Origin of the sequence: Sphingomonas naasensis (assembly GCF_004792695.1) — a bacterium.
Lineage (GTDB): Bacteria > Pseudomonadota > Alphaproteobacteria > Sphingomonadales > Sphingomonadaceae > Sphingomonas > Sphingomonas naasensis.
The window spans coordinates 842,576-863,882 of sequence record NZ_SRXU01000001.1 but is presented as its reverse complement, the minus strand read 5'-3'; the positions used below and the strand labels follow the sequence as shown (position 1 = coordinate 863,882).

Sequence of the window (21,307 nt, the reverse complement as noted above, 5' to 3'; positions counted from 1 at the left end):
CGAACCGGCAGGACTAGCCCGCGCAGCGATGACCACTTTCCTCGACTTCGAGAAACCGATCGCCGAGCTGCAGAGCCGGATCGACGAGCTTCGCCGCACTGCCGAAGGTGGCGCGGTCGACATCGACGCGGAGATCGCGCCGCTTCAGGCCAAGGCCGAAAAGCTGCTCCACGACACCTATGCCAGGCTCACGCCGTGGCAGAAGACGCAAGTCGCGCGGCACCCGGAGCGGCCGCACTTCAAACATTATGTCGCGGGGCTGATCGAGGATTTCACGCCGCTGGGCGGCGATCGCGCCTTTGCCGACGACAATGCGATCCTCGGCGGGCTCGGGCGTTTCCGCGGCCGCCGGGTGATGGTGATCGGCCATGAGAAGGGCGACGATACCGCCAGCCGGCTCAAGCATAATTTCGGCATGGGCAAGCCCGAAGGCTATCGCAAGGCGATCCGGCTGATGGCGCTGGCCGACAAGTTCAAACTGCCGGTGATCACCCTGGTCGACACTTCGGGCGCGTTTCCCGGGGTGCAAGCCGAGGAGCGCGGCCAGGCTGAAGCGATCGCGCGCTCGACCGAAGCCTGCCTCAATCTCGGCGTGCCGCTGGTCGCGACGATCCTTGGCGAAGGCGGCTCGGGCGGCGCGGTGGCGCTCGCCGCGGGCAACAAGGTGCTGATGATGGAGCACGCGGTCTATTCGGTGATCTCGCCCGAAGGCTGTGCCTCGATCCTGTGGCGCACCGCCGACAAGGCGGCGGATGCCGCGGAGGCGATGAAGGTGACCGCGCAGCACCTCAAGGAGCTCAAGGTGATCGACGGCATCATCGGCGAGCCGCTGGGCGGTGCGCATCGCGACCCCGGTGCCGCGGTGCAGGCGCTCGGCGATGCCGTCGAGGCGGCGCTCGGCGGGCTGGAGGGGCTGTCGCCCGAAGCCCTGCGCCACGCGCGCCGCAGCAAGTTCCTCGCGATGGGCCGGATCTAGGCCCGCAGCGACCCTCAAAAACGAAAAGGGCGGCGGAACCCGGTTCCGCCGCCCTTCGCGTTGGTTCGTCGAACGCGGCCTAGGTGGCCTTCATGTTCGATTCGACGTTGCCGAAAGTCTTGTTGAGCTGGTTGCCCAGGCCCTGCATCGCGGCAATGGCGGCGACGGCGATGAGCGCGGCGATAAGGCCGTATTCGATCGCGGTGGCGCCCTTCGAGTTCTTCAGAAACTTGCGGATCATCGGTTCACTCCCACAGAAACCACAGCCGCGCGCGGGGCGCCGGCCTCGTTCCGTATGCGGAACAAAAGTCAATGAAAGATGAAGAAGAGTGAAGGTGTCTGCCGTGCGAGGCGCGCAACGAAAAAGGGCGGCGGAACCGAAGTTCCGCCGCCCTCTCTTTTCGGTTCAGTCGAAAGAGGCTTACGAAGCCTTCATGTTCGACGTGACGTTGCCGAAGGTCTTGTTGAGCTGGTTGCCCAGACCCTGCATCGCGGCAATCGCGGCGACGGCGATGAGAGCGGCGATCAGGCCGTACTCGATCGCGGTGGCGCCCTTGGAATTCTTAACGAAGTTGCGAATCTTCTGCATAACCGGTCTCCAACGTTCTAGAACTACTTCATTCACCCGGCCGGCCCGGAGATCCGGTACGGCATGAATCACCCTAGAGAAGAGTTGTAAAAAAACGCCTAAATCAGTGTGTTACCGACCTGTTAGGCATCTTTAGCTGGCGGTCTGGACCTTGGTGCTGACATTGTTCCACATGTCGCTGGTCACCGTTCCGAGCGCCAGCAGCGCCGCCATGATGGCAAGCACGATCAGCGCACAAATCAGGCCGTATTCGACTGCGGTGGCCGCCCTGGTATCACGGGCCACGCGATGGATCGTCTTCACAAGGGCTCGCATATCGCCCGCTTCTCCTCCAGAGGATGCGACGCAAATAGCGAAAGAGAATTAACGAAGTGTCGAACCCGGTTTCCGGACTATTGCTGGTGGTCGCCGTGGCGCTGGTGGACGCGGAGGGGCGCGTGCTCGTGCAGCAACGTCCGCCGGGCAAGCCGATGGCGGGGCTGTGGGAATTTCCCGGCGGCAAGGTCGAGCCGGGCGAAGTGCCCGAAGCGGCGCTGGTGCGCGAGCTAGCCGAGGAACTCGGCATCGAAGCCGAACCCGGCGCGCTGACCCCCATCGCCTTCGCCAGCGAGACGCTGGGCGCGCGTCATCTGCTCCTGTTGCTGTACCGCGCCGATGCCTGGCAAGGCACGCCTGAGCCGCGGCATGCGAGCGCGCTGCGCTGGGTGCATCCCGCGGCGATGCGGGCGCTGGCAATGCCGCCGGCAGACGTGCCGTTGGTCGACGCGCTCGAGCGGCTGCTCAGTTCGTCGGTTTCGGCCTGAGCGCGTCCGCCAGCGAAGCGGTCGCGCTGCCGGGACGCGCGGCCCTGGGCTGCGAGGGATCGGGTGCCCAGCCGGTCAGATAGACGATCTCGAACCGCTCGGGGGTGCGGCCATCCTCCTCGGCGCGATCGGCGAAGGCGGCCGAAGTGCGGACGAGGGTCTCGCGGGTGAGCGGCGCGGGGTTCGGCAGCAAATTGGTCGCCGCCATGCCGCGCAGGTCGCGCAGCAGATTGGGCAGCCCGGCATAGCGGACCAGCAAGGTCTCGAGATCGGAAACCGGGAGCGCGAACCCGGCGCGCGCGAGCAGATCGCCAGCCGCGCGCACATCGATCTGGGGATGGAAGCGTGCAGCGGGCTGCTCGGCCTCCGCCTCGCGCAGGCAGGCGCGCAGCGTGGCCAGCGTGCCGGCGCCGGCAAAGGCGCCGAGGAAGAGGCCGTCGGGGCGAAGCACGCGTCGCGCCAGCGCCAGCGCGCCCGGCACATCGTTGACTTGGTCGAGCACTCCGGCCGAGATGACCAGATCGAAACTGGCATCGGCGAAGGGGAGGCGGTCTTCATCGGCCTGCACGCCGCCGGCGGCGCGGGCGAAAGCGAAACCGGCGTCGAGCCGGGCGATGCGCGCGCCCGGTATCTGCAAATCGCCGGCGAAGCTCCCGAGATCGAGCACATCGCGGAACTCGCGCTTCACCGCGTCGAGCCGCTCGAGCAGCCCCTCGAGCATATGCTCGCGCAGAAAGGCGAAGCCGACATAGCCGGGCGCAGCGCGATCACGCCGCCGCCGACGGGCCGCGCGCGAAAAGATTTCGGAGGGGTTTGCAGAATCGGACACGCCCGGCTTGTGCAGCGTGCCAGCGCTCGCGACAAGCAGGTCCATGGCTGCGCTCGCTTCCCTTGCCCGGCTTGCCGATCTTGCGCTGCCGCCGCGCTGCCCGGGTTGCGGGGAAGTGACCGCCGCGGATCACCGCTTCTGCGCGGCGTGCTGGGGCGCGTTGCGCTTTCTCGGGCCGCCTTGGTGCGCGACGTGCCAAATGCCGTTCGCGTTCGATCGCGGCGATGGCGCGTGCTGCGTCGAATGCCTCGCCGATCCGCCGGTCCATGACGGGGTGCGCGCCGCGGTGGCCTATGGCGACATCGCGCGCGAGGTGGCGCTCAAGCTCAAATATTCGGGAAGGCTCGCCTGCGCGGGCACGATGGCGCGGGCGATGGCGCGATTGATGCCCGAAGGCGCGGATCTGCTGGTGCCGGTGCCGCTGCATCGCTGGCGGATCTGGTCGCGCGGGTTCAACCAGGCCGCGCTGATCGCCGGGATACTCGCGCGCAGCTCGGGGATCGCCTGCGACAGCGCGCTTCTCAGGCGGGCGAAGGCAACGCCGATCCTGCGCGGGCTCGGCGCGCGCGGGCGGGCCAAGGCGGTGGCCGGGGCGTTCGCGCTCGCTGTGGACGCGAAGGCGAAGCTCGCCGGCAAGACCGTGGTGCTCGTCGACGATGTCTATACCAGCGGGGCGACCGGCACCGCGTGCGCGCGCCTGCTCAAGCGCGGGGGGGCCGACAAAGTGATCCTTCTTTGCTGGGCGCGCGTTCTCGACGCGGAAGCGCTGGATTGACAAGCGCGCGGACGCACCACAGGTCGGAGAGATCATGGCGAAGGTCGAAATCTACACCAAGGCATTCTGCCCCTATTGCTATCGCGCCAAGGCGCTCCTCGACTCCAAGGGAGTCGAATATGAGGAGATCGACATCACGATGGGCGGCCCGCGCCGCCCCGAGATGATCCAGCGCGCCAATGGCCGCACCACCGTCCCGCAGATCTTCATCGACGGCAAGCATGTCGGTGGCTCGGACGATCTTGCCGAGCTCGATCGGCAGGGTGGCCTGGACCCGCTGCTCGCCGCATGAAGGCGGCGCTTCTCCAGATGACCAGCGGGATCGATCCCGCGGCCAATGCGCGCACGCTGGTCGAAGGCGTCGCGCAGGCGGCAGCCGGCGGCGCGGCGATGCTGTTCACCCCGGAAATGTCGGGGCTGCTCGACCGTGATCGCGATCGCGCGGCGGGGGCGCTGGCAAGCGAGGACGATGATCGCGTGCTCGCCGCAGTGCGCGAGGCGGCCGCGAAGCATGGGATCTGGGTGCATCTCGGCAGCATCGCGGTGCTGCGTGGCGACGGCAGGCTCGCCAATCGCGGCTTCGTGATCGACGATGGCGGCGCGGTACGGGCGCGCTACGACAAGATGCATCTGTTCGATGTCGATCTGCCGACCGGCGAGAGCTGGCGCGAATCGAACAGCTATGCGCCGGGCGAGCGCGCGGTGACGGTGGCCACGCCCCTCGGGGTGCTCGGTCTCGCAATCTGCTACGATTTGCGTTTTCCGGACTTGTTTCGCGCGTTGAGCGATGCCGGCGCGACCCTGCTCGCGGTGCCGGCGGCATTCACGCGCCCGACCGGCGCCGCGCATTGGCAGGTGCTGCTGCGCGCCCGCGCGATCGAGGCGGCGGCGTTCGTGATCGCCGCGGCGCAGACCGGCCTGCACGAGGACGGCCGCGCCACTTATGGCCATTCGCTCGTCGCCGATCCCTGGGGCGAGCTGCTGCTCGACATGGGCGAGCCGGCGGGGATCGGATTTGCCGAGATCGATCCGGCGCGGATCGAGGCGGCGCGGGGACGCGTGCCGGTGCTCCGCCATCGCCGCGCGATTCCGCCGGTCGAAGCGCTTTGATCGTCTTCGACCTCAAATGCGCGGCAGGCCATGTCTTCGAGGCGTGGTTCGGTTCGAGCGCGGCGTGGGACGCGCAACGCGCGGCCGGGCTGATCGCCTGCCCGATCTGCGGCGATGGCGACGTCGCCAAGGCAGTGATGGCGCCCAATGTCGCGGCCAAGGGCAATCGACGCACCACCGCGCCCGCGCCGGTGCTGCCAAGGGAGACGCCGCCACCCGAGGTGGTGAAAGCGGCGATGGAGATGATCGCGGCGGCGCAGACGAAGATGCTCGAGACCTCGCAATGGGTCGGCGCCGCCTTCACCGAGAAGGCGCGGGCGATGCATCTCGGCGAAGCGCCGGCCGCCCCGATCCACGGCCGGGCCACCGCCGAGCAGGCCCAGGAACTGATCGAGGAGGGCGTAGCCGTGGCGCCGCTGCTCGTGCCGGTGGTCCCGCCCGAGCAGCGCAACTAGCGCCCGCGCTACTGCCTTACCGGAGCATCGTCACCAGCAGCGTGAACAACGGCACGAAAGGAAGCAGCACGCTCAGCGCGCTGACGAACAGACTTCGATAGGATCCGCCCGCGGCGAGCGACGCGTGGAGCGCGCGAAGCTCTGCGACCTGCTTGAGATCATCGGTGGTGAGCGTGTCGATGCGTGCGATGCGCGCCCCGGCCTCGGCGTCGATCCTTTCCAGCGCGCGGAGCTGCAAGGTCTGCGCGGCGCGGCGAAGCGCGGATTCGGCGGCGAGAAAGATCAGCACGCCGACGCCGATCGAGAAGAAGCCGGTGAGGGGAACCTCGACCGTGACGAACCATTTCGTCGTCGGGTCGAGCAGCAGCGCCTGCGGACGCGTCCAGTCGATCCCGGCGGGGAGGATGAGCGCGATCGAAAAGGCGATTCCCACCCAGAACAGCAGGATGATGCGCCCGATCCGCGCGATGGCTTCGACCAGTTCGGAGCGGGCGGGGTCGAGCCACAGGCGCGTGCCGAGCGCGTCGACGAGCCATGGCGGAAACAGGCGGTAGAAGGTCGCGGTGGCGACGACCTTGGCGGCGGTGGCGAACAATATCGCCCAGCCGCAGCACCACCAGACCAGCTCCGGCAAGGGCAGGTCCGGGCGCCGGACGAGCAGTCCGGCGAGGCCGGCCGCGGCGATGGCGATGATCCACGATTGAAGGCGCAGCGCGCCGGGCCGGTAGCGCAGCCGCAGCTCCTCGCGGATCGCGGCACAGGCGGTCTCGGAGAGACGGGGCAGCACGTCGCGGCGCAGAATCCGCAACACCGCGTCCGAGGCCAGGGTCGCCGTGATCGTCGACCAGCCGGCCCAGAACGCGCCGTAGATTTGAAGGGCCAAGAGCGGCCGCGACGGCACGAAGCCCGGGAGTAACAGACCGGCCAGCCACGGCACGGCGCAGAAGAACACCAGATAGCCCGCGAAAATCTGGCCTCCGCGCCAGATCGCGCTGGTGCGGACCGCATCAGGGCGAAGCGCTTCCCACCGCGCGAGGACGACGCGCGGAAATACCGCCAGCCCTAGTCCGCCGTCGAGAATCGACGCCAGTTCATCGTCCAGTTGCTGTCGCGCATCCATGCTCCGCCCCCTCCGGTTCCCCAGAGGATGCTATGCGCAGCCGGGCCATTGCGCCAGCGACGGCGATTGACCCTGTTTGCCCCGCTGGGTACGGACCGGCGCGTGGCCCGGTAGCTCAGCAGGATAGAGCAAGCGATTCCTAATCGAGAGGTCGGAGGTTCGAATCCTCTCCGGGTCACCACCACCGTATTCGGCAGGCTCAGCGCGCCCGGTTCTTGCGCAGGATCGCGAAGATGATCGTCAGGAACGCCACCAGCCGGACCAGATAGACCCAGCTGCGCTGCTCGTCGGGGATTCCGACGAGCGCGAGGCTTGCCTGGGCGATGCCGAGCAGCAGGAAAGCGATCGCGAAGGCGAGGAAGAGCTCGTCATGCGTGTCGCGCCAGAAGCGCAGAAAGAACAATGCGGCCGCGGCGAACCCGAGCGTCACCGCGCCGGAGAGGAAGACGATCAGGGTCATGCGCCTTCCTCCATGTCCCAGATGAAGCCGAAGAGCAGCACCGCCACCGCGGCGAGCGACAGCAGCAGCCGGACCAGGCCGAAATCCACATCGCGGATCAGCACGAGATCGACGATGACGAACAGATTGTTCGCGGCGAGCAGGCCGAAGCACAGGGCGCTCCACAGCAGCAGTCGCATCCCGCTGCGCCGATAGCTGCGGCCGAGCAGCAACGCGCAGGCGCCGCTCGTCGCGAAGCAGAGCAGATAGACGATCGAGGGGAACCACGCGCTCATATCAGTCGCGCCACAGCTTGAATGCATCGGCGAAGCTGGTCAGGCCCGAGGGCGTGGGCGCGACGATCATTCGCCGCACCGCATCCGGCCGGCTGGCATAGAGCGTTTGCGCCGCATCCGCGAGATCGTCGACTGCCTCCGAAGTCGGCTGGTAGCGCACCAATTGCCCGGGCTCGATCACCACCAGCCCCGCGGCGAGCAACGATTCGATGCTCTGCGAAACCACCAGATCGCTGCCGCGAAGCGCCGCGACGAGGTCGCGCTGCGGCCACGCGCGGTCGCGATGCTTCCTGAGGAAGCAGAGCAGCTCGAGCGCCCACACCGACCGGAAGGTCGAGCGGATGAAGCTGGAAAGCTCTTGTCTGGCCGGCATTCTCCACGCCGTTTTCCATCTGAGTGTTTCCCCCGAGTTTCACGGCCTTGCGCGATGCAGCTGCGGATTGTCGCAATTCGCTGCAAATCCGCGTACGCGTTCACTTTTCCTACATCCCGGCTGTTGCTATGCAGGTGTCCGGCCGGGGGGCCAGTCAGCATTCTTACGGGGTGGGGGGAAGAATCTTGACAGGAGTGCCAGGTGAACGCCGAACCAGCTCGCGACACGCTCGACCGCCGTCAACTCGTCGCCGCGCTCCGCAGCTTCCGGCGCGGTGACTTCAGCGTCCGGCTGCCCGATGACCTTGCGGGCACCGATGGCGAGATAGCCGCGCTGTTCAACGAAGTCGTCGCCATGGAAGAGGCGATGACCGCCGAATATGAGCGCCTTTCGCGCGTCGTCGGCAAGGAAGGCAAGATCACCCAGCGCGGCCATGTCCGCGGCGCCACCGGCGGCTGGGAGGCCAAGCTCCGCTCGGTCAACGAACTCATCGAGGACATGGTGCAGCCGACTGCCGAAGTCGCGCGCGTCATCGGCGCGGTGGCCAAGGGCGACCTCTCGCAATCGATGACGGTCGAGATCGACGGCCGGCCGCTGCGCGGTGAATTCCTGCGCATCGGCAAGGTGGTGAACACCATGGTCGAGCAGCTTGCCTCGTTCGCCTCGGAAGTGACGCGCGTTGCGCGCGAGGTGGGCACCGAGGGCAAGCTGGGCGGGCAGGCCAAGGTGAAGGGCGTCGCCGGCACGTGGAAGGATCTCACCGACAACGTCAACGCGATGGCGACCAACCTGACCGGCCAGGTGCGCAACATCGCCGAGGTGACCACCGCGGTGGCATCGGGCGACCTTTCGAAGAAGATCACCGTCGAGGTGAAGGGCGAGATCCTCGAGCTCAAGAACACCATCAACACCATGGTGGACCAGCTCAACTCGTTCGCTTCGGAAGTGACCCGCGTGGCGCGCGAAGTTGGCACCGAGGGCAAGCTGGGCGGGCAGGCACGCGTGGAAGGCGTCGCCGGCACGTGGAAGGACCTCACCGACAACGTCAACCTGATGGCCGACAATCTCACCGGTCAGGTGCGCAACATCGCCGAGGTGACCACCGCAGTGGCATCGGGCGACTTGTCCAAGAAGATCACCGTCGACGTGAAGGGCGAGATCCTCGAGCTGAAGAACACGATCAACGTGATGGTCGACCAGCTCAACGGCTTCGCCTCGGAAGTGACGCGCGTGGCGCGCGAAGTGGGCACGGAGGGCAAATTGGGCGGTCAGGCGCAGGTGCCTGGGGTTGCCGGCACGTGGAAGGACCTCACCGACAACGTCAACCTGATGGCCGACAATCTGACGGGCCAGGTGCGCAACATCGCCGAGGTGACCACCGCGGTGGCATCGGGTGACCTTTCCAAGAAGATCACGGTCGACGTGAAGGGCGAGATCCTCGAGCTCAAGAACACGATCAACGTCATGGTCGACCAGCTCAACGGCTTCGCCTCGGAAGTGACCCGCGTGGCGCGAGAGGTGGGCACCGAGGGCAAGCTGGGCGGGCAGGCGCAGGTGCCGGGCGTCGCCGGCACGTGGAAGGACCTCACCGACAACGTCAACCTGATGGCGGCGAATCTCACCGGCCAGGTGCGCAACATCGCCGACGTGACCACCGCGGTGGCCAAGGGCGATCTTTCGAAAAAGATCACCGTCGAGGTGCGCGGCGAGATCCTCGAGCTCAAGAACACGATCAACGTGATGGTGGACCAGCTCAACGGCTTCGCGAGCGAAGTGACCCGCGTGGCGCGTGAGGTGGGCTCGGAAGGCAAGCTGGGCGGGCAGGCGCAGGTCGAAGGCGTCGGCGGCACGTGGAAGGACCTTACCGACAACGTCAATCTGATGGCGGGCAATCTCACCGGCCAGGTGCGCAACATCGCCGAGGTGACCACCGCAGTGGCGCGCGGCGACTTGTCGAAGAAGATCACCGTGGACGTGAAGGGCGAGATCCTCGAGCTCAAGAATACCATCAACACCATGGTCGACCAGCTCAACGGCTTCGCCTCCGAAGTGACGCGCGTGGCGCGCGAAGTGGGCTCGGAAGGCAAGCTCGGCGGGCAGGCGCAGGTGCCCGGGGTCGGCGGCACGTGGAAGGACCTCACCGACAATGTGAACGCGATGGCGGCGAACCTGACCGGCCAGGTGCGCAACATCGCCGACGTGACCACCGCGGTGGCGCTGGGCGACTTGTCGAAGAAGATCACGGTCGACGTGAAGGGCGAGATCCTCGAGCTCAAGAACACCATCAACACCATGGTCGACCAGCTCAACTCGTTCGCGTCGGAAGTGACCCGCGTGGCGCGCGAGGTGGGCACCGAGGGCAAGCTGGGCGGGCAGGCGCAGGTGCGCGGCGTCGCGGGCACTTGGGCGGATCTCACCGACAATGTGAACCTGATGGCGGCGAACCTGACCGGTCAGGTGCGCAACATCGCCGACGTGACCACCGCCGTCGCGCGCGGCGATCTTTCCAAGAAGATCACGGTCGACGTGAAGGGCGAGATCCTCGAGCTCAAGAACACCATAAACACGATGGTGGACCAGCTCAACGGCTTCGCCTCGGAAGTTACCCGCGTGGCGCGCGAGGTGGGCACCGAGGGCAAGCTGGGCGGACAGGCGCAGGTGCCCGGGGTCGCCGGCACGTGGAAGGATCTAACCGATAACGTGAATCAGATGGCGGGTAATCTTACCAGTCAGGTTCGCGGTATCGCCGACGTCGTCACCGCGGTGGCGCAGGGCAATTTGAAGCGCAAGCTCACCGTGGACGCCAAGGGCGAGATCGCGGCGCTCGCCGAGACGATCAACTTCATGATCGAGACGCTCGCCACCTTCGCCGATCAGGTGACCAACATGGCGCGCGAAGTGGGCATCGAGGGCAAGCTCGGCGGGCAGGCGCGCGTGCCCGGCGCCGCCGGCCTGTGGCGCGACCTTACCGACAACGTGAACCAGCTCGCGGCGAACCTGACCAACCAGGTGCGCTCGATCGCCGACGTGGCGACCGCGGTGACCAAGGGCGATCTGACCCGCTCGATCGCGGTGGAAGCGTCGGGCGAGATGGCCGCGCTCAAGGACAACATCAACGAGATGATCCGCAACCTCAAGGACCAGACCTTGAAGAATGCGGAGCAGGATTGGCTCAAGACCAACCTCGCGCGGTTCAGCCGCATGCTGCAGGGCGAGCGCGATCTCACCACGGTCTCGAACCTGATCATGTCCGAGCTCGCGCCGCTGGTGAACGCGCAATATGGCGTGTTCTACGTGACGACGCGCGATGGCGACGACACCGTGCTCGAGCTCGCGGCGAGCTACGGCGCCGAGAGCAAGGAAGCGCTCAAGGCCAAGTTCGAGCTGCGCGAGGGGCTGGTCGGCCAGGCCGCCGCGGACAAGCGCGCGATCGTGCTCGAGAACGTCCCCGGCGACTTCCTCCGCATCGGCTCGGGCCTTGGCCATTCCACCCCGGCCAATGTCGCGATCCTGCCGGCGCTCTTCGAGGACGACGTCAAGGCGGTGATCGAGCTCGCCTCGTTCGGCGAGTTCAACGAGACGCACCAGAGCTTCCTCGACCAGCTGATGGAATCGGTCGGCATCGTGCTCAACACGATCGCCGCGACGATGCGCACCGAGGGGCTGCTCAAGCAGTCGCAGCTGCTGACGCAGGAGCTGCAGGCCCGCCAGACCGAGCTGACCACCAAGCAGGAAGAGCTGCACAACACCAACGAGGAGCTGCAGGAAAAGGCCCAGCTGCTCGAGAACGAGAAGAAGCAGGTCGAGGCGAAGAATCTCGAGATCGAAATGGCGCGCCGCGCGCTCGAGGAGAAGGCCGAGCAGCTCGCGCTCACCTCGAAGTACAAGTCCGAGTTCCTCGCCAACATGTCGCACGAGCTGCGCACGCCGCTCAATTCGCTGCTGATCCTCTCGAAGCTGCTTTCGGACAATCCGCAGGGCAATCTCAACGAGAAGCAGGTCGAGTTCGCGCGGACGATCAACGGCGCGGGCTCGGATCTGCTCAACCTGATCAACGACATTCTCGATCTGTCGAAGATCGAATCGGGCACCGTCTCGATCGAGGTCGGCGAGATGCCGCTGGCCGGGCTCAAGCAGCATATGGAGCGCACCTTCCGCCAGCTCGCCGCGGACAAGAGCCTCGCCTTCAACGTCGAGTTCGACGCGGCGCTGCCGGCGACGATCCGCACCGACGAGAAGCGGCTCCAGCAGGTCGTACTCAACCTGCTCTCCAACGCGTTCAAGTTCACCGCGCAGGGCGGGGTCACGCTGGCGGTGCGCGCCGCCACCAAGGGCTGGAGCACCAACCATCCGATGCTGCGCGGCGTCGACACCGCGGTGGAGATCGCCGTCACCGACACCGGCATCGGCATCCCGCAGGACAAGCAGAAGCTGATCTTCGAGGCGTTCCAGCAGGCCGACGGCACCACCAGCCGCAAATATGGCGGCACCGGCCTCGGCCTGTCGATCAGCCGCGAGATCGCGCGGTTGCTGGGCGGCGAGCTGCAGGTGCGCTCGAAGCCGGGCGAAGGCTCGACCTTCACGCTGTTTATCCCGCTCCAGGCGGCCGCCGCGCCGGCACAGGTTGGACCGTCGGGGACCACCGCGCGCTACGACAATAGCGGCGCGATGGTGCCCAGCGCGCTGCCCGGCTCGCTCGACCTGACCGACGACCGCGACAGCTTGTCGGGCGATCCGTTCGTGCTGATCGTCGAGGACGATCCCACCTTCGCGTCGATCCTGCTCGACATCGCGCGCGGCGTGGGTCTCAAGGGCGTCGTGTCCGGCGCCGGCGCGGGGACGCTGGCGATGGTGCGGAAGCTCCAGCCGCACGCGATCACGCTCGATCTCGGCCTGTCGGACATCGACGGCTTCGTGTTGCTCGATCTGCTCAAGCACGATCCGCAGACCCGCCATGTGCCGATCCACGTCATCTCGGGCGCTGACAAGGTGGCCAAGGCGATCGATCTCGGCGCGTTCGGCGTGACCGAGAAGCCGGCTGGCAAGGAGGCGCTGGTGGCCGTGTTCAGCGACCTCGCCGAGCGCATCGATGCGTCCCCCAAGGTGATCGAGCTCGTTCCCGAGCAGGCCGATCAGCTCATCCAGGCGGAGCGCGGCGTGCCCGAGCTGGCCGACGCCAAGATCCTCATCGTCGACGACGACATCCGCAACATCTACTCGCTGACCAGCGTGCTCGAGAGCTATGGCGTCGAGGTGCAGCATGCCGAGCGCGGCCGCGACGGCATCCTTATCCTCGAGCAGACGCCGGGGATCGACATCGCGCTGATCGACATCATGATGCCCGAGATGGACGGCTATGAGACGATGCAGCAGATCCGCCAGCGCCCCGAGCTGGCCGATCTGCCGCTGATCGCGGTGACCGCCAAGGCGATGAAGGGCGACCGGCAAAAATGTCTCGACGCGGGCGCATCGGACTATATCGCCAAGCCGGTGGACATCGATTTGCTGCTCGCGCTGCTGCGCGTGTGGATCGCGCGCTCGCGCGATGCCGCGCGCGCGAACGGCGCGGTCGTGGCAGAGCGGAACTGAGGTGCGGATGGGCTCGAGACTCCCTGCCACCCGAGACGCCACGATCGCCGAGGCCCCGCTTGTGAAAGACGCCGACGTCATGGAAGATCGCGCCAGGGTCCTCGTCGTCGACGATGACGAGCGCAACCTGCTCGCGATCCGCACCGTGCTCGAGGACGTGGCCGAAGTCGTCGTCGCCAATTCGGGCGAGGAGGCGCTGCGCCAGCTCCTCAAGGGCGAGTTCGCGGTGATCCTGCTCGACGTCTACATGCCCGGCATCGACGGCTATGAGACCGCGCAGATCATCCGCTCGCGCGAGCAGACCAAGCGCGTGCCGATCGTCTTCCTCTCCGCGGTCAACAAGGAGAGCGAGCATCTGCTGCGCGGCTATTCGATGGGCGCAGTGGACTATGTGTTCAAGCCGGTCGATCCGATCGTGCTGCAGTCCAAGGTCGCGGTGTTCGTCGATCTGTTCACGATGACGAAGGAGATCCAGCGCAAGGCCCGGCAGGAGCAGGCGCTGCTCGACGCCAATCTGCGCGCCAATGCCGAGCGGCTTCGCGTCGAGCAGGAACTGCGCCTCGCCGAGCAGCGCCAGGCGGCGATCATCCAGTCGCTGCCGATCATCCTCTATCTCGAGGAGATCGACGCGGCGCCGCGCATCCCCAAATTCGTCAGCGGCAACTTTCAGGCGCTCACCGGCTATGCCTTCGAGGACCTCCAGCGCTCGCCGACGCTCTGGGTGGACCGGTTGCATGGCGACGACCGTGGTCGCGTGGTCGAGGCGATGGGCGGACGCCGCACCGGTCAGTCGCTCGCGATCGAGTATCGCTGGCAATGCGCCGATGGCCAGTACAGGCATTTCCTCGATCAGGCGGTGCTGGTGCGCGATTCCTTCGGCAATCCGGTCGAGTTCGCCGGCACCCTGCTCGACGTCACCGACCGCAAGGAGCTCGAGAGCCAGCTCACCCAGGCGCGCAAGATGGATGCGATCGGTCAGCTGACCGGCGGTATCGCGCATGATTTCAACAATCTGCTCGCCGCGGTGCTCGGCGGGCTGGGCATGATCGAGCGCCGTGTGTCGCTGAGCGACGATCAGGCGAAGATCGTCGGCATGACCAGACACGCGGCCGAGCAGGGCGCCGAATTGGTCAAGCATCTGCTGGCCTTCGCCCGCCGCCAGAAGCTCGAACCCGCCTCGGTCCAGATCCCGCGGCTCGCCCAGTCAGTGACCAACCTGCTCACCCACACGCTGGGCGGGATGGTCGAGCTCGAGTGGAAGCTCGCCGATCACGTGTCGCCGGTCTATGCCGACACCTCGCAGCTCGAGCTGGCGCTGATGAATCTGATCATCAACGCGCGCGACGCGATGCCCGAAGGTGGTGTCGTCACCGTGGCGGCCGAAGATCGCGAGATCACCGAGCAGGTTGGGCGGACCGGCCTCAAGCCGGGCCTTTATGTCGTGATCGGCGTGGGCGATACCGGCTGCGGCATCGCGCCCGAGATGATCGAGCAGGTGCTCGAGCCCTTCTTCACCACCAAGCCGGTGGGCAAGGGCACCGGGCTGGGGCTCAGCATGGTCTATGGCTTCGCGCAGCAATCGGGCGGCGAGGTGCGCGTCGACAGCGAGCTCGGCCGCGGCACCTGCGTCGAGATATGGCTGCCGCGCGCACCCGAGAGCGATGGCCAGACCGGGATCGAAGTCGAGGTCGCGGAAGTGCTCGACGGTGTTTCGATCACGATGAACATCCTGCTGGTCGACGACCATGACGGTGTCCGCGCCACCACCGCCGCGCTGCTCGAGGACCTCGGCCACAGCGTGACGCACGTCACCGAAGGCGCGCACGCGCTCGAACTGTTCCGCAAGGATCCGGCGGCGTTCGACCTGCTGATCACCGACTATGCGATGCCGCGCATGTCGGGTGCCGAACTGGTCCGGCAGGTCCGTGTCGAGCGCGCGGATTTCCCGGCGCTGGTGATCACCGGCTATGCCGAATCCGACATGGGCGTCGCCGAGGCGATCAATGTCCGGATCCTCGACAAGCCGTTCACGCCCGATCAGCTCAAATCGGCGTTGCGCGAACGTCGCGCGGCGGCGTTGGGCTAGGCTTCGATCCCGGCGCCGCCGATCCACGTGCCGGTGACGTGGAACGCATCGTCGAGCGCGACGAGATCCGCGCGGTATCCGGGCGCGATCTGGCCGAGGCTGTCGGCGAGGCCGAGGAACGCAGCGGGCGCGTGGGCGGCCATGCAGGCCGCGGCTTCGATCGGCGCGCCGAGCAGCCGCATCGTATTGGCGAGCGCAGTGGCCATGTCGAGATGCGAACCCGCGATGGTGCCGTCGACGTCGCGGCAGACCCCGTCGAGGACGCGGATATGGCGGCCCTGCAACAGGAATTCGTCGCTGTCGCTGCCGACCGAGGGCATCGCGTCGGTGACCAGCATCAGCTGCTCGGGCGGTTTGCAGCGCAACGCGATCTTGAGCGTCGTCGGGCTGACATGATGGCCATCGACGATGATCCCGCAGATCAGCTCGGGGCGTTCGAGCGAGGCGCCGGTGAGCCCCGGCGCGCGCGAGGTGAGCGGCGACATCGCGTTGAACAAATGGGTGATGCCGGTGGTGCCGGCCTCGACCGCGGCGATCGACTGTTCGTAGGTCGCGTTGCTGTGTCCCGCTGCGACGATCACGCCCGCATCGGTCAGTCGACGGATCGTGGCGGGCGTGGTCCGCTCCGGCGCGAGCGTCACCAAGGTGCGGCCGCGCTTGAGCGAAGTCAGGATCGCGAGGCCTTCCTCGTCGAGCTCCCGGATTTTGTCGGCGCGGTGGATGCCGCGGCGTTCGACGTTGAGGAAGGGGCCCTCGATATGGATGCCGAGCACGCCCGGCACGCCTTCGGTGATCGCGGCATCCACCGCGGCGACGGCGTGGCGGATCACCTCGAGATCGTCGCTGATCAGGGTCGGCAGGAAACCGGTGGTGCCGAAGCGGCGGTGCGCCGCGCCGATCGCGGCGATCCCCTCGACGCTGGTCGAATCGTTGAACAGCACGCCGCCGCCGCCATTGACCTGCGTGTCGATGAAGCCGGGGAGCAGCATCGCGCCCTGAAGATCGTGCCGTGCCGCGTCCGCGGGAACCTCGGCCAGAGGCACGATCGCGGCAATGCGTTCGCCGTCGAGAAGCACGGCCTCACCGTCGCGAAGGGCGCCCGCGCGAAGCACGCGGCCATGGACCAGAGCAGTGACCATCAGACGGTTTCGGTGACCTTGGCGAGCAGGGGAGGGCGATCGGGATCGAAGCCCCGGCGCAGCGAGAGCGCGTTGGCCGCGCGGTAGAAAGCCTGGATCTGCAGCATCGGCTCGATCGCGGGATGCGCGGCCGGATGCGGCAACTGGATAGCGCCGGGCACGTCGCCGCCGCTGACCAGCACCTGACCGCCGCGCGCGAGCACCTCGGCGACGAGCTCGTCGACGCCGTCGGCGGTCTCGTCGGCCTGGCGGAAGACGAGCAGCGGGAAGTCCGGGCCGACCAGCGCCATCGGGCCGTGACGGACCTCGGCGGCGCTGAACGCCTCGGCGTGGAGCCCGCACGTCTCCTTGAACTTGAGCGCCGCTTCCTGCGCGACGCCGAAACCGAGCCCGCGCCCGATGACGTAGAGCCCGCGCGCGTCGGCAAGCTTGTCGACCATCGGCGACCAATCGGCCGCCCAGGCGCGTTCGAGCAGCGCCGGCGCCTCGTGGAGCGCCTCGAGCAATTCACCGTCGCCCGCCCATTCGCCGACGAGGTGGAGCAGCGCGGCGAGGCTGGCGATATAGGATTTGGTCGCGGCTACGCTGATCTCGGCGCCGGCGTGAAGCGGGAGGAAGGTATCGACTTCCGCGGCCAGCGGCGACCCGGCGGTATTGACCAGCGCCGCGGTGCGCGCGCCGCCCTGTTTCGCCGCGCGCATTGCCGCGAGAATGTCGGGGCTCTTGCCCGATTGCGAGATGCCGATCGCCAGCATGCCGGCGAGGTTCGCCGCGGCACCATAGACCGACGAGATCGAAGGGGCCGCCGAGGTGGTGAGCACGCCGGCGCGGGTCTCGATCAGATATTTGCCGAAGGTCGCGGCATGATCCGAGCTGCCGCGCGCGCAGGTGAGCACGCCACGTGGTGGCGCGGCACGAAGCTCGGCGGCGAGCGCGCTCACCGCGACCTGATTGGCGGCGAGCTGGCGGCGCACCACCGCTGCGGCCTCACCGGCCTCGCTGAACATCCGGGTGTTTTCTGGAACCGTCACTGCATCAGCCTCGCGTGTCGAGCTCGGCGACGAAGTCATAGGCGTCGCCGCGATACCAGCTCTGCGTCGCCTCGATCACCCGGCCGTCCGCCAAAAATCCGCGGCGTTCGATATAAAGCCCCGGCGCACCCGCTTCGATCCCCAGCAACTGCGCCTGCTCGGCGTCGAACAGGACCGCGCGAAGGCGCTGGAGCGCGCGCGCAGGCCGATTGCCGGTCGCTTCGAGCGCGGCGTAGAGCGACGCGCCGACATCCTCCTCGCTCGCCAGCCCGAAGCCGGGGATCGTCGAATATTCGATCGCCATGGGCGTATCGTCGGCATAGCGGATGCGGTTGAAGCGATAGACCGGCGTGCCGGGGCTCAAGCCAAGCTTGAGCGATTCGTCGGGAGTAACTGCGCCCGAGGCGCGCACCAGCCATTCGCTGCGCACAATGCGCCCGCGCGCCGCCATGTCTTCCGAAAAGGACGAGAGTTTCGCGAATTGCTTCTCGACGCGCCCGGCGACGAAGGTGCCCGCGCCCTGGCGGCGGATGAGCAAGCCTTCGCCCACCAGCGTATCGAGCGCCTTGCGCAGTGTGATGCGCGATACCGAGAGATCGGCGGCGAGATCGCGTTCGGCGGGCAGCGCCTCGTTGGGCTTGAGCACCTGATCGCGCAACGCGTCGCGCAACGCATCCTCCAGCCGCCGGTAGAGCGGTCCGCTCCCGGTTCCATCAAGTGGTCGTATCTTTTCGGCCAGAAGCGGCATTTCGGTTCCTACCATTGGACGTAGGTGCGTGATACGCAATACTAATACCAATAAGAGACCACACGCTACCCACAAAATGCATCGCGTCGTCACATTAGTGAAAGAATCCCTCTTGACGGCCTCAAAGGTCTGACGGATGGTCCGCTCAATGGTATGCAACTGGTATAAAAAAGGCATGCCACTGGGATCATAAGGGGAAGAGACATGCGGATTCGGGCCTTTCTGATTGGCACCGCCAGCGCGATGGCGCTGTTTTCCGGTGCCGCATACGCACAGACCGCTGACGAGACGCCGGCCGCGGCCGAGGCCCAGGACGGCGAGGAAGTCGTCGTCACCGGCTACCGCGCCTCGCTGGCGGCGGCGATCGAAGTCAAGCGCAACGCCAATTCGATCGTCGATTCGATCTCGGCCGAGGATGTCGGCAAATTCCCCAACACCAATGTCGCCGAGGCGCTGACGCTGGTACCGGGCGTGACCGTCGACCGCCAGTTCGGCCAGGGCGAGAAGGTCTCGATCCTCGGCACCGATCCGGCGCTCAACCGCACCTTGCTCAACGGCCAGACCGTCGCGTCGGCCGACTGGTTCATCCTCGACTCCCCGGGTCGCACCTTCAACTACGCGCTGCTCGCGCCGCAGCTCGTCAGCCGGGTAGATGTGCACAAGTCGCCCGAGGCGCGGATCGACGAAGGCTCGATCGGCGGCACGGTCAACGTGATCACCCGTCGGCCGCTCGATCTCAAACCGTTCACCGTCGCCGGGTCGCTCGGCTATCTCTACAATGATCGCTCGGAAAAGGGCGACGTGCAGGGTTCGGCGCTGGTCAGCTGGCACAACGAGGCCGGCACGATCGGCCTGCTCGCCTCGTTCCAGCGCGCCAAGGATCGCCTGCGCCGCGACGGCCTCGAGGCCTATGGCACGATCACCGCGGACTTCTGGTCGGGCCGCAACGACGCCGGCACCGATTCGCGATTGCCGACCTTCAACCAGGACGGCAGCGTCGCCACCCCGGCCGATTGCACCGGCGCCTGCGCAACGACGCTCACCGCCAATCCCAAGGCGGTGTTCCCCAACGCGTTCGGCACGTCCTATTTCGAGCAGGGTCGCGAGCGCCTGACCTATTCGGCGGCAGCGCAGTGGCGGCCGGTGCCCGAGCTGACGGTCGGCGTGGATTATCTCCGCATCGACGCGACCTATGACAACCTCAACCAGTCGATGTACGCCTTCCCGGGCAATGTCTGGAACAGCGCCGGCCAGCTCAATGCGCTGCAGGTGCAGGACGGCATCGTCACCCAGGCATCGTTCACCAACGCGCTCTCGGTGCTCGACGCGCAATATCGCACCGCCGAGATGCATTCCGAGACGTGGCACGGCCAGGTCGGCTGGGAAGGCGTCAACTGGAACCTCAACGTCGAAGGTGGCATGTCCGATGCCGATGGCGGCACCAAGAAGCAGGTGTTCCTCGAGTTCCTCAACTGGGCGAACTACACCGTCGACATCAGCGGCGCGCCCGGCAGCCCCGGAACGATCAGCTACACCACCGACGTGCTCGGCAATCCCGCAGCCTTCCGGACCGATCCGGGCTGGAGCGGCAACCTCGTCGAGAAGCCGACCAGCGACAAGGAGCGCTATGGCCAGGCCGATCTGACCTTCAAGTTCGACGGCAGCCTCAAGAGCCTGCAGGTCGGCTATAAATATCGTCGCCACGAGACCGGGCAGCGCTATGCCGGTGTCACCGTCGCGGGCGTCAACGTGCCGGCCGGGCAGTTCAACACGAGTCAGGTCAGCGACAACTATCTGCGCGGCTTCAACGGCGTGAACGACCAGATGACCGGCCGCTTCAAGATCGACGGCAATTCGATGGTCGATTATGTCGAGGGCGGCAGCTGGGTGCCCGGCGGTGGCGCAGTGCCGACGCCGTCGCAGTTCGCCGCGGTCGAGTTCGCGGCGGGCAACTGGGATGTCACCGAGGACATTCACGCCGCCTATGCGCAGATCAACTTCGAGCAGGGCGCGCTGCGCGGCAATATCGGTGCGCGCTACGTCAACACCTCGAGCGAGAGCGCCGGTTTCGTCTGCACCTCGGGCACTTGCGCCGCGGCGACGGACTGGGTGTGGCAGGCGACGAACAAGACCTATGAGAACGTCCTGCCGTCGATCAACATCGCGATCGATCTCAAGAAGGATCTGATCTTCCGCGCAGCGGCGACGCAGGTGATCGCGCGGCCCAACTATGCCGACATGACCAACTCCTTCTGGCTGGCGGATTCGATCCTCACCGGCGGCGGCGGCAACCCCGATCTCGATCCCTATGAATCGGACAATTTCAACGCGTCGCTCGAATGGTATTTCGCGCCGCGCGCGATCCTTGCCGGCGAGATTTTCTACAAGAACATCACCAACTACATCCTCTCGCGGACGGTGCCCGAGCAGCATTTCAACACCTCGCGTAACACGATCTCGACCTATAATGTCAGCCGGCCGTTCAATGCCGGCTCGGCGCAGGTGAAGGGCTTCGCGATCGCCTATCAGCAGAGCCTGCCCTATGGGTTCGGCGTGCTGGCCAACTACACTTATTCGGATGGCAAGGGTCAGAACGACGCGGATCTGCCGTTCAACTCGCGGCACCAGGTGAGCCTGAGCCCGTTCTTCGAGAGCGGCCCGATCGCGATCCGGGGGACCTACACCTGGCGGTCGAAATACTTCACCGGGATCGATCGCGGCGACAACATGTTCGTCCGCGACACGGCGAACGTCGATCTCTCGGCGACCTACAACATCACCGAGAATATCGGCCTCACCATCTCGGGCATGAACCTCACCGACAGCGAATATTACGCCTATGCCAACACGCCGCGTCTGCCGCGTGGCGTCTACCGCACCGGGCGCCGGGCACTCGCCTCGGTGAACGTCAACTTCTAACCGGGCGGAAGGGCATGGCCGGGCGGCGGA

General features: G+C 66.7%; 20 protein-coding genes and 1 tRNA gene. 10 read left to right on the top strand and 11 right to left on the bottom strand.

Annotated elements, in window-relative coordinates; genetic code table 11:
* The first annotated feature begins 28 nt into the window (after positions 1-28).
* Positions 29-976 (top strand): acetyl-CoA carboxylase carboxyltransferase subunit alpha, encoded by a 948-nt coding sequence (locus tag E5A74_RS04005; protein ID WP_135982937.1) that lies wholly within the window; start codon positions 29-31, stop codon positions 974-976.
* A 79-nt stretch (positions 977-1,055) separates the two neighbouring features.
* Here E5A74_RS04005 and E5A74_RS04000 read toward each other — a convergent pair whose 3' ends face one another.
* The 3 genes from E5A74_RS04000 to E5A74_RS03990 all read right to left on the bottom strand — a co-directional run bounded on the left by E5A74_RS04000 (position 1,056) and on the right by E5A74_RS03990 (position 1,880).
* Positions 1,056-1,217 carry a Flp family type IVb pilin gene (locus E5A74_RS04000; protein WP_135982936.1) on the bottom strand — a complete coding sequence of 54 codons (162 nt, stop codon included), beginning with the start codon at positions 1,215-1,217 and terminating at the stop codon, positions 1,056-1,058.
* A gap of 180 nt (positions 1,218-1,397) precedes the next feature.
* Complete coding sequence (locus E5A74_RS03995; protein ID WP_135982935.1) at positions 1,398-1,565, bottom strand: Flp family type IVb pilin; 168 nt, start codon at positions 1,563-1,565, stop codon at positions 1,398-1,400.
* A gap of 132 nt (positions 1,566-1,697) precedes the next feature.
* Entirely contained in the window at positions 1,698-1,880 is a 183-nt protein-coding gene (locus E5A74_RS03990; protein ID WP_135982934.1) for a Flp family type IVb pilin, read from the bottom strand.
* Between the two features lie 47 nt (positions 1,881-1,927).
* On the opposite strand from E5A74_RS03990, the gene E5A74_RS03985 reads away from it, so the two are divergent.
* Positions 1,928-2,368 carry a (deoxy)nucleoside triphosphate pyrophosphohydrolase gene (locus E5A74_RS03985; RefSeq protein WP_420822482.1) on the top strand — a complete coding sequence of 147 codons (441 nt, stop codon included), beginning with the start codon at positions 1,928-1,930 and terminating at the stop codon, positions 2,366-2,368.
* Here E5A74_RS03985 and E5A74_RS03980 read toward each other — a convergent pair.
* Positions 2,346-3,242, bottom strand: a complete 897-nt coding sequence (locus E5A74_RS03980) for a class I SAM-dependent methyltransferase (RefSeq protein WP_135982933.1) — start codon at positions 3,240-3,242, stop codon at positions 2,346-2,348. The genes E5A74_RS03985 and E5A74_RS03980 overlap by 23 nt on opposite strands.
* On the opposite strand from E5A74_RS03980, the gene E5A74_RS03975 reads away from it, so the two are divergent.
* The 4 genes from E5A74_RS03975 to E5A74_RS03960 are packed head-to-tail and all read left to right on the top strand — an operon-like array spanning position 3,241 to position 5,537.
* Positions 3,241-3,972 carry a ComF family protein gene (locus E5A74_RS03975; RefSeq protein WP_135982932.1) on the top strand — a complete coding sequence of 244 codons (732 nt, stop codon included), beginning with the start codon at positions 3,241-3,243 and terminating at the stop codon, positions 3,970-3,972. The two genes, E5A74_RS03980 and E5A74_RS03975, sit on opposite strands and share 2 nt — an antisense overlap.
* 34 nt (positions 3,973-4,006) lie before the next feature.
* Entirely contained in the window at positions 4,007-4,264 is a 258-nt protein-coding gene (gene grxC / locus E5A74_RS03970; RefSeq protein ID WP_135982931.1) for a glutaredoxin 3, read from the top strand.
* Positions 4,261-5,082 (top strand): carbon-nitrogen hydrolase family protein, encoded by an 822-nt coding sequence (locus E5A74_RS03965; protein ID WP_135982930.1) that lies wholly within the window; start codon positions 4,261-4,263, stop codon positions 5,080-5,082. The genes grxC and E5A74_RS03965 overlap by 4 nt, the downstream gene beginning before the upstream one ends.
* The gene (locus tag E5A74_RS03960) at positions 5,079-5,537 is read left to right on the top strand and encodes a DUF1178 family protein (RefSeq protein ID WP_135982929.1); all 459 of its coding nucleotides are present in this window, start codon (positions 5,079-5,081) and stop codon (positions 5,535-5,537) included. Before E5A74_RS03965 ends, E5A74_RS03960 begins: the two co-directional genes overlap by 4 nt.
* A gap of 16 nt (positions 5,538-5,553) precedes the next feature.
* Here the strand turns inward: E5A74_RS03960 and E5A74_RS03955 are convergent, their stop codons facing one another.
* A complete protein-coding gene (locus E5A74_RS03955; protein WP_135982928.1) occupies positions 5,554-6,657 on the bottom strand; it encodes a hypothetical protein in 1,104 nt (367 codons plus the stop codon).
* 104 nt (positions 6,658-6,761) lie between these two features.
* Here E5A74_RS03955 and E5A74_RS03950 point away from each other — a divergent pair.
* Positions 6,762-6,838, top strand: a tRNA-Arg gene (locus tag E5A74_RS03950).
* Between the two features lie 18 nt (positions 6,839-6,856).
* Here the strand turns inward: E5A74_RS03950 and E5A74_RS03945 are convergent.
* Genes E5A74_RS03945 through E5A74_RS03935 form a run of 3 tightly spaced genes read right to left on the bottom strand, consistent with a single transcriptional unit; the run spans position 6,857 to position 7,765 of the window.
* On the bottom strand, positions 6,857-7,117 hold the full coding sequence (locus tag E5A74_RS03945; protein WP_135982927.1) for a DUF5985 family protein: 261 nt from the start codon (positions 7,115-7,117) through the stop codon (positions 6,857-6,859).
* On the bottom strand, positions 7,114-7,392 hold the full coding sequence (locus tag E5A74_RS03940; protein ID WP_135982926.1) for a DUF5985 family protein: 279 nt from the start codon (positions 7,390-7,392) through the stop codon (positions 7,114-7,116). Before E5A74_RS03940 ends, E5A74_RS03945 begins: the two co-directional genes overlap by 4 nt.
* 1 nt (position 7,393) lies before the next feature.
* Entirely contained in the window at positions 7,394-7,765 is a 372-nt protein-coding gene (locus tag E5A74_RS03935) for a hypothetical protein (RefSeq protein ID WP_135982925.1), read from the bottom strand.
* Between the two features lie 201 nt (positions 7,766-7,966).
* On the opposite strand from E5A74_RS03935, the gene E5A74_RS03930 reads away from it, so the two are divergent.
* Together E5A74_RS03930 and E5A74_RS03925 are read left to right on the top strand one after the other, a co-directional pair.
* The gene (locus E5A74_RS03930; RefSeq protein ID WP_135982924.1) at positions 7,967-13,354 is read left to right on the top strand and encodes a HAMP domain-containing protein; all 5,388 of its coding nucleotides are present in this window, start codon (positions 7,967-7,969) and stop codon (positions 13,352-13,354) included.
* 61 nt (positions 13,355-13,415) lie between these two features.
* Positions 13,416-15,440: a response regulator gene (locus E5A74_RS03925; RefSeq protein ID WP_206365755.1), complete on the top strand. Its 2,025-nt coding sequence runs from the start codon at positions 13,416-13,418 to the stop codon at positions 15,438-15,440.
* On the opposite strand, the gene nagA is transcribed toward E5A74_RS03925, so the two are convergent.
* Genes nagA through E5A74_RS03910 form a run of 3 tightly spaced genes read right to left on the bottom strand, consistent with a single transcriptional unit; the run spans position 15,437 to position 18,358 of the window.
* Positions 15,437-16,579: an N-acetylglucosamine-6-phosphate deacetylase gene (nagA, locus tag E5A74_RS03920; protein ID WP_135982923.1), complete on the bottom strand. Its 1,143-nt coding sequence runs from the start codon at positions 16,577-16,579 to the stop codon at positions 15,437-15,439. The genes E5A74_RS03925 and nagA overlap by 4 nt on opposite strands.
* Positions 16,579-17,649, bottom strand: a complete 1,071-nt coding sequence (locus E5A74_RS03915) for an SIS domain-containing protein (protein ID WP_206365754.1) — start codon at positions 17,647-17,649, stop codon at positions 16,579-16,581. Before E5A74_RS03915 ends, nagA begins: the two co-directional genes overlap by 1 nt.
* A complete protein-coding gene (locus tag E5A74_RS03910; RefSeq protein ID WP_135982921.1) occupies positions 17,615-18,358 on the bottom strand; it encodes a GntR family transcriptional regulator in 744 nt (247 codons plus the stop codon). The genes E5A74_RS03915 and E5A74_RS03910 overlap by 35 nt, the downstream gene beginning before the upstream one ends.
* A 204-nt stretch (positions 18,359-18,562) precedes the next feature.
* Between E5A74_RS03910 and E5A74_RS03905 the strand changes: the two genes are divergently transcribed.
* Positions 18,563-21,277 (top strand): TonB-dependent receptor, encoded by a 2,715-nt coding sequence (locus tag E5A74_RS03905; protein WP_135982920.1) that lies wholly within the window; start codon positions 18,563-18,565, stop codon positions 21,275-21,277.
* Positions 21,278-21,307 lie beyond the last annotated feature (30 nt).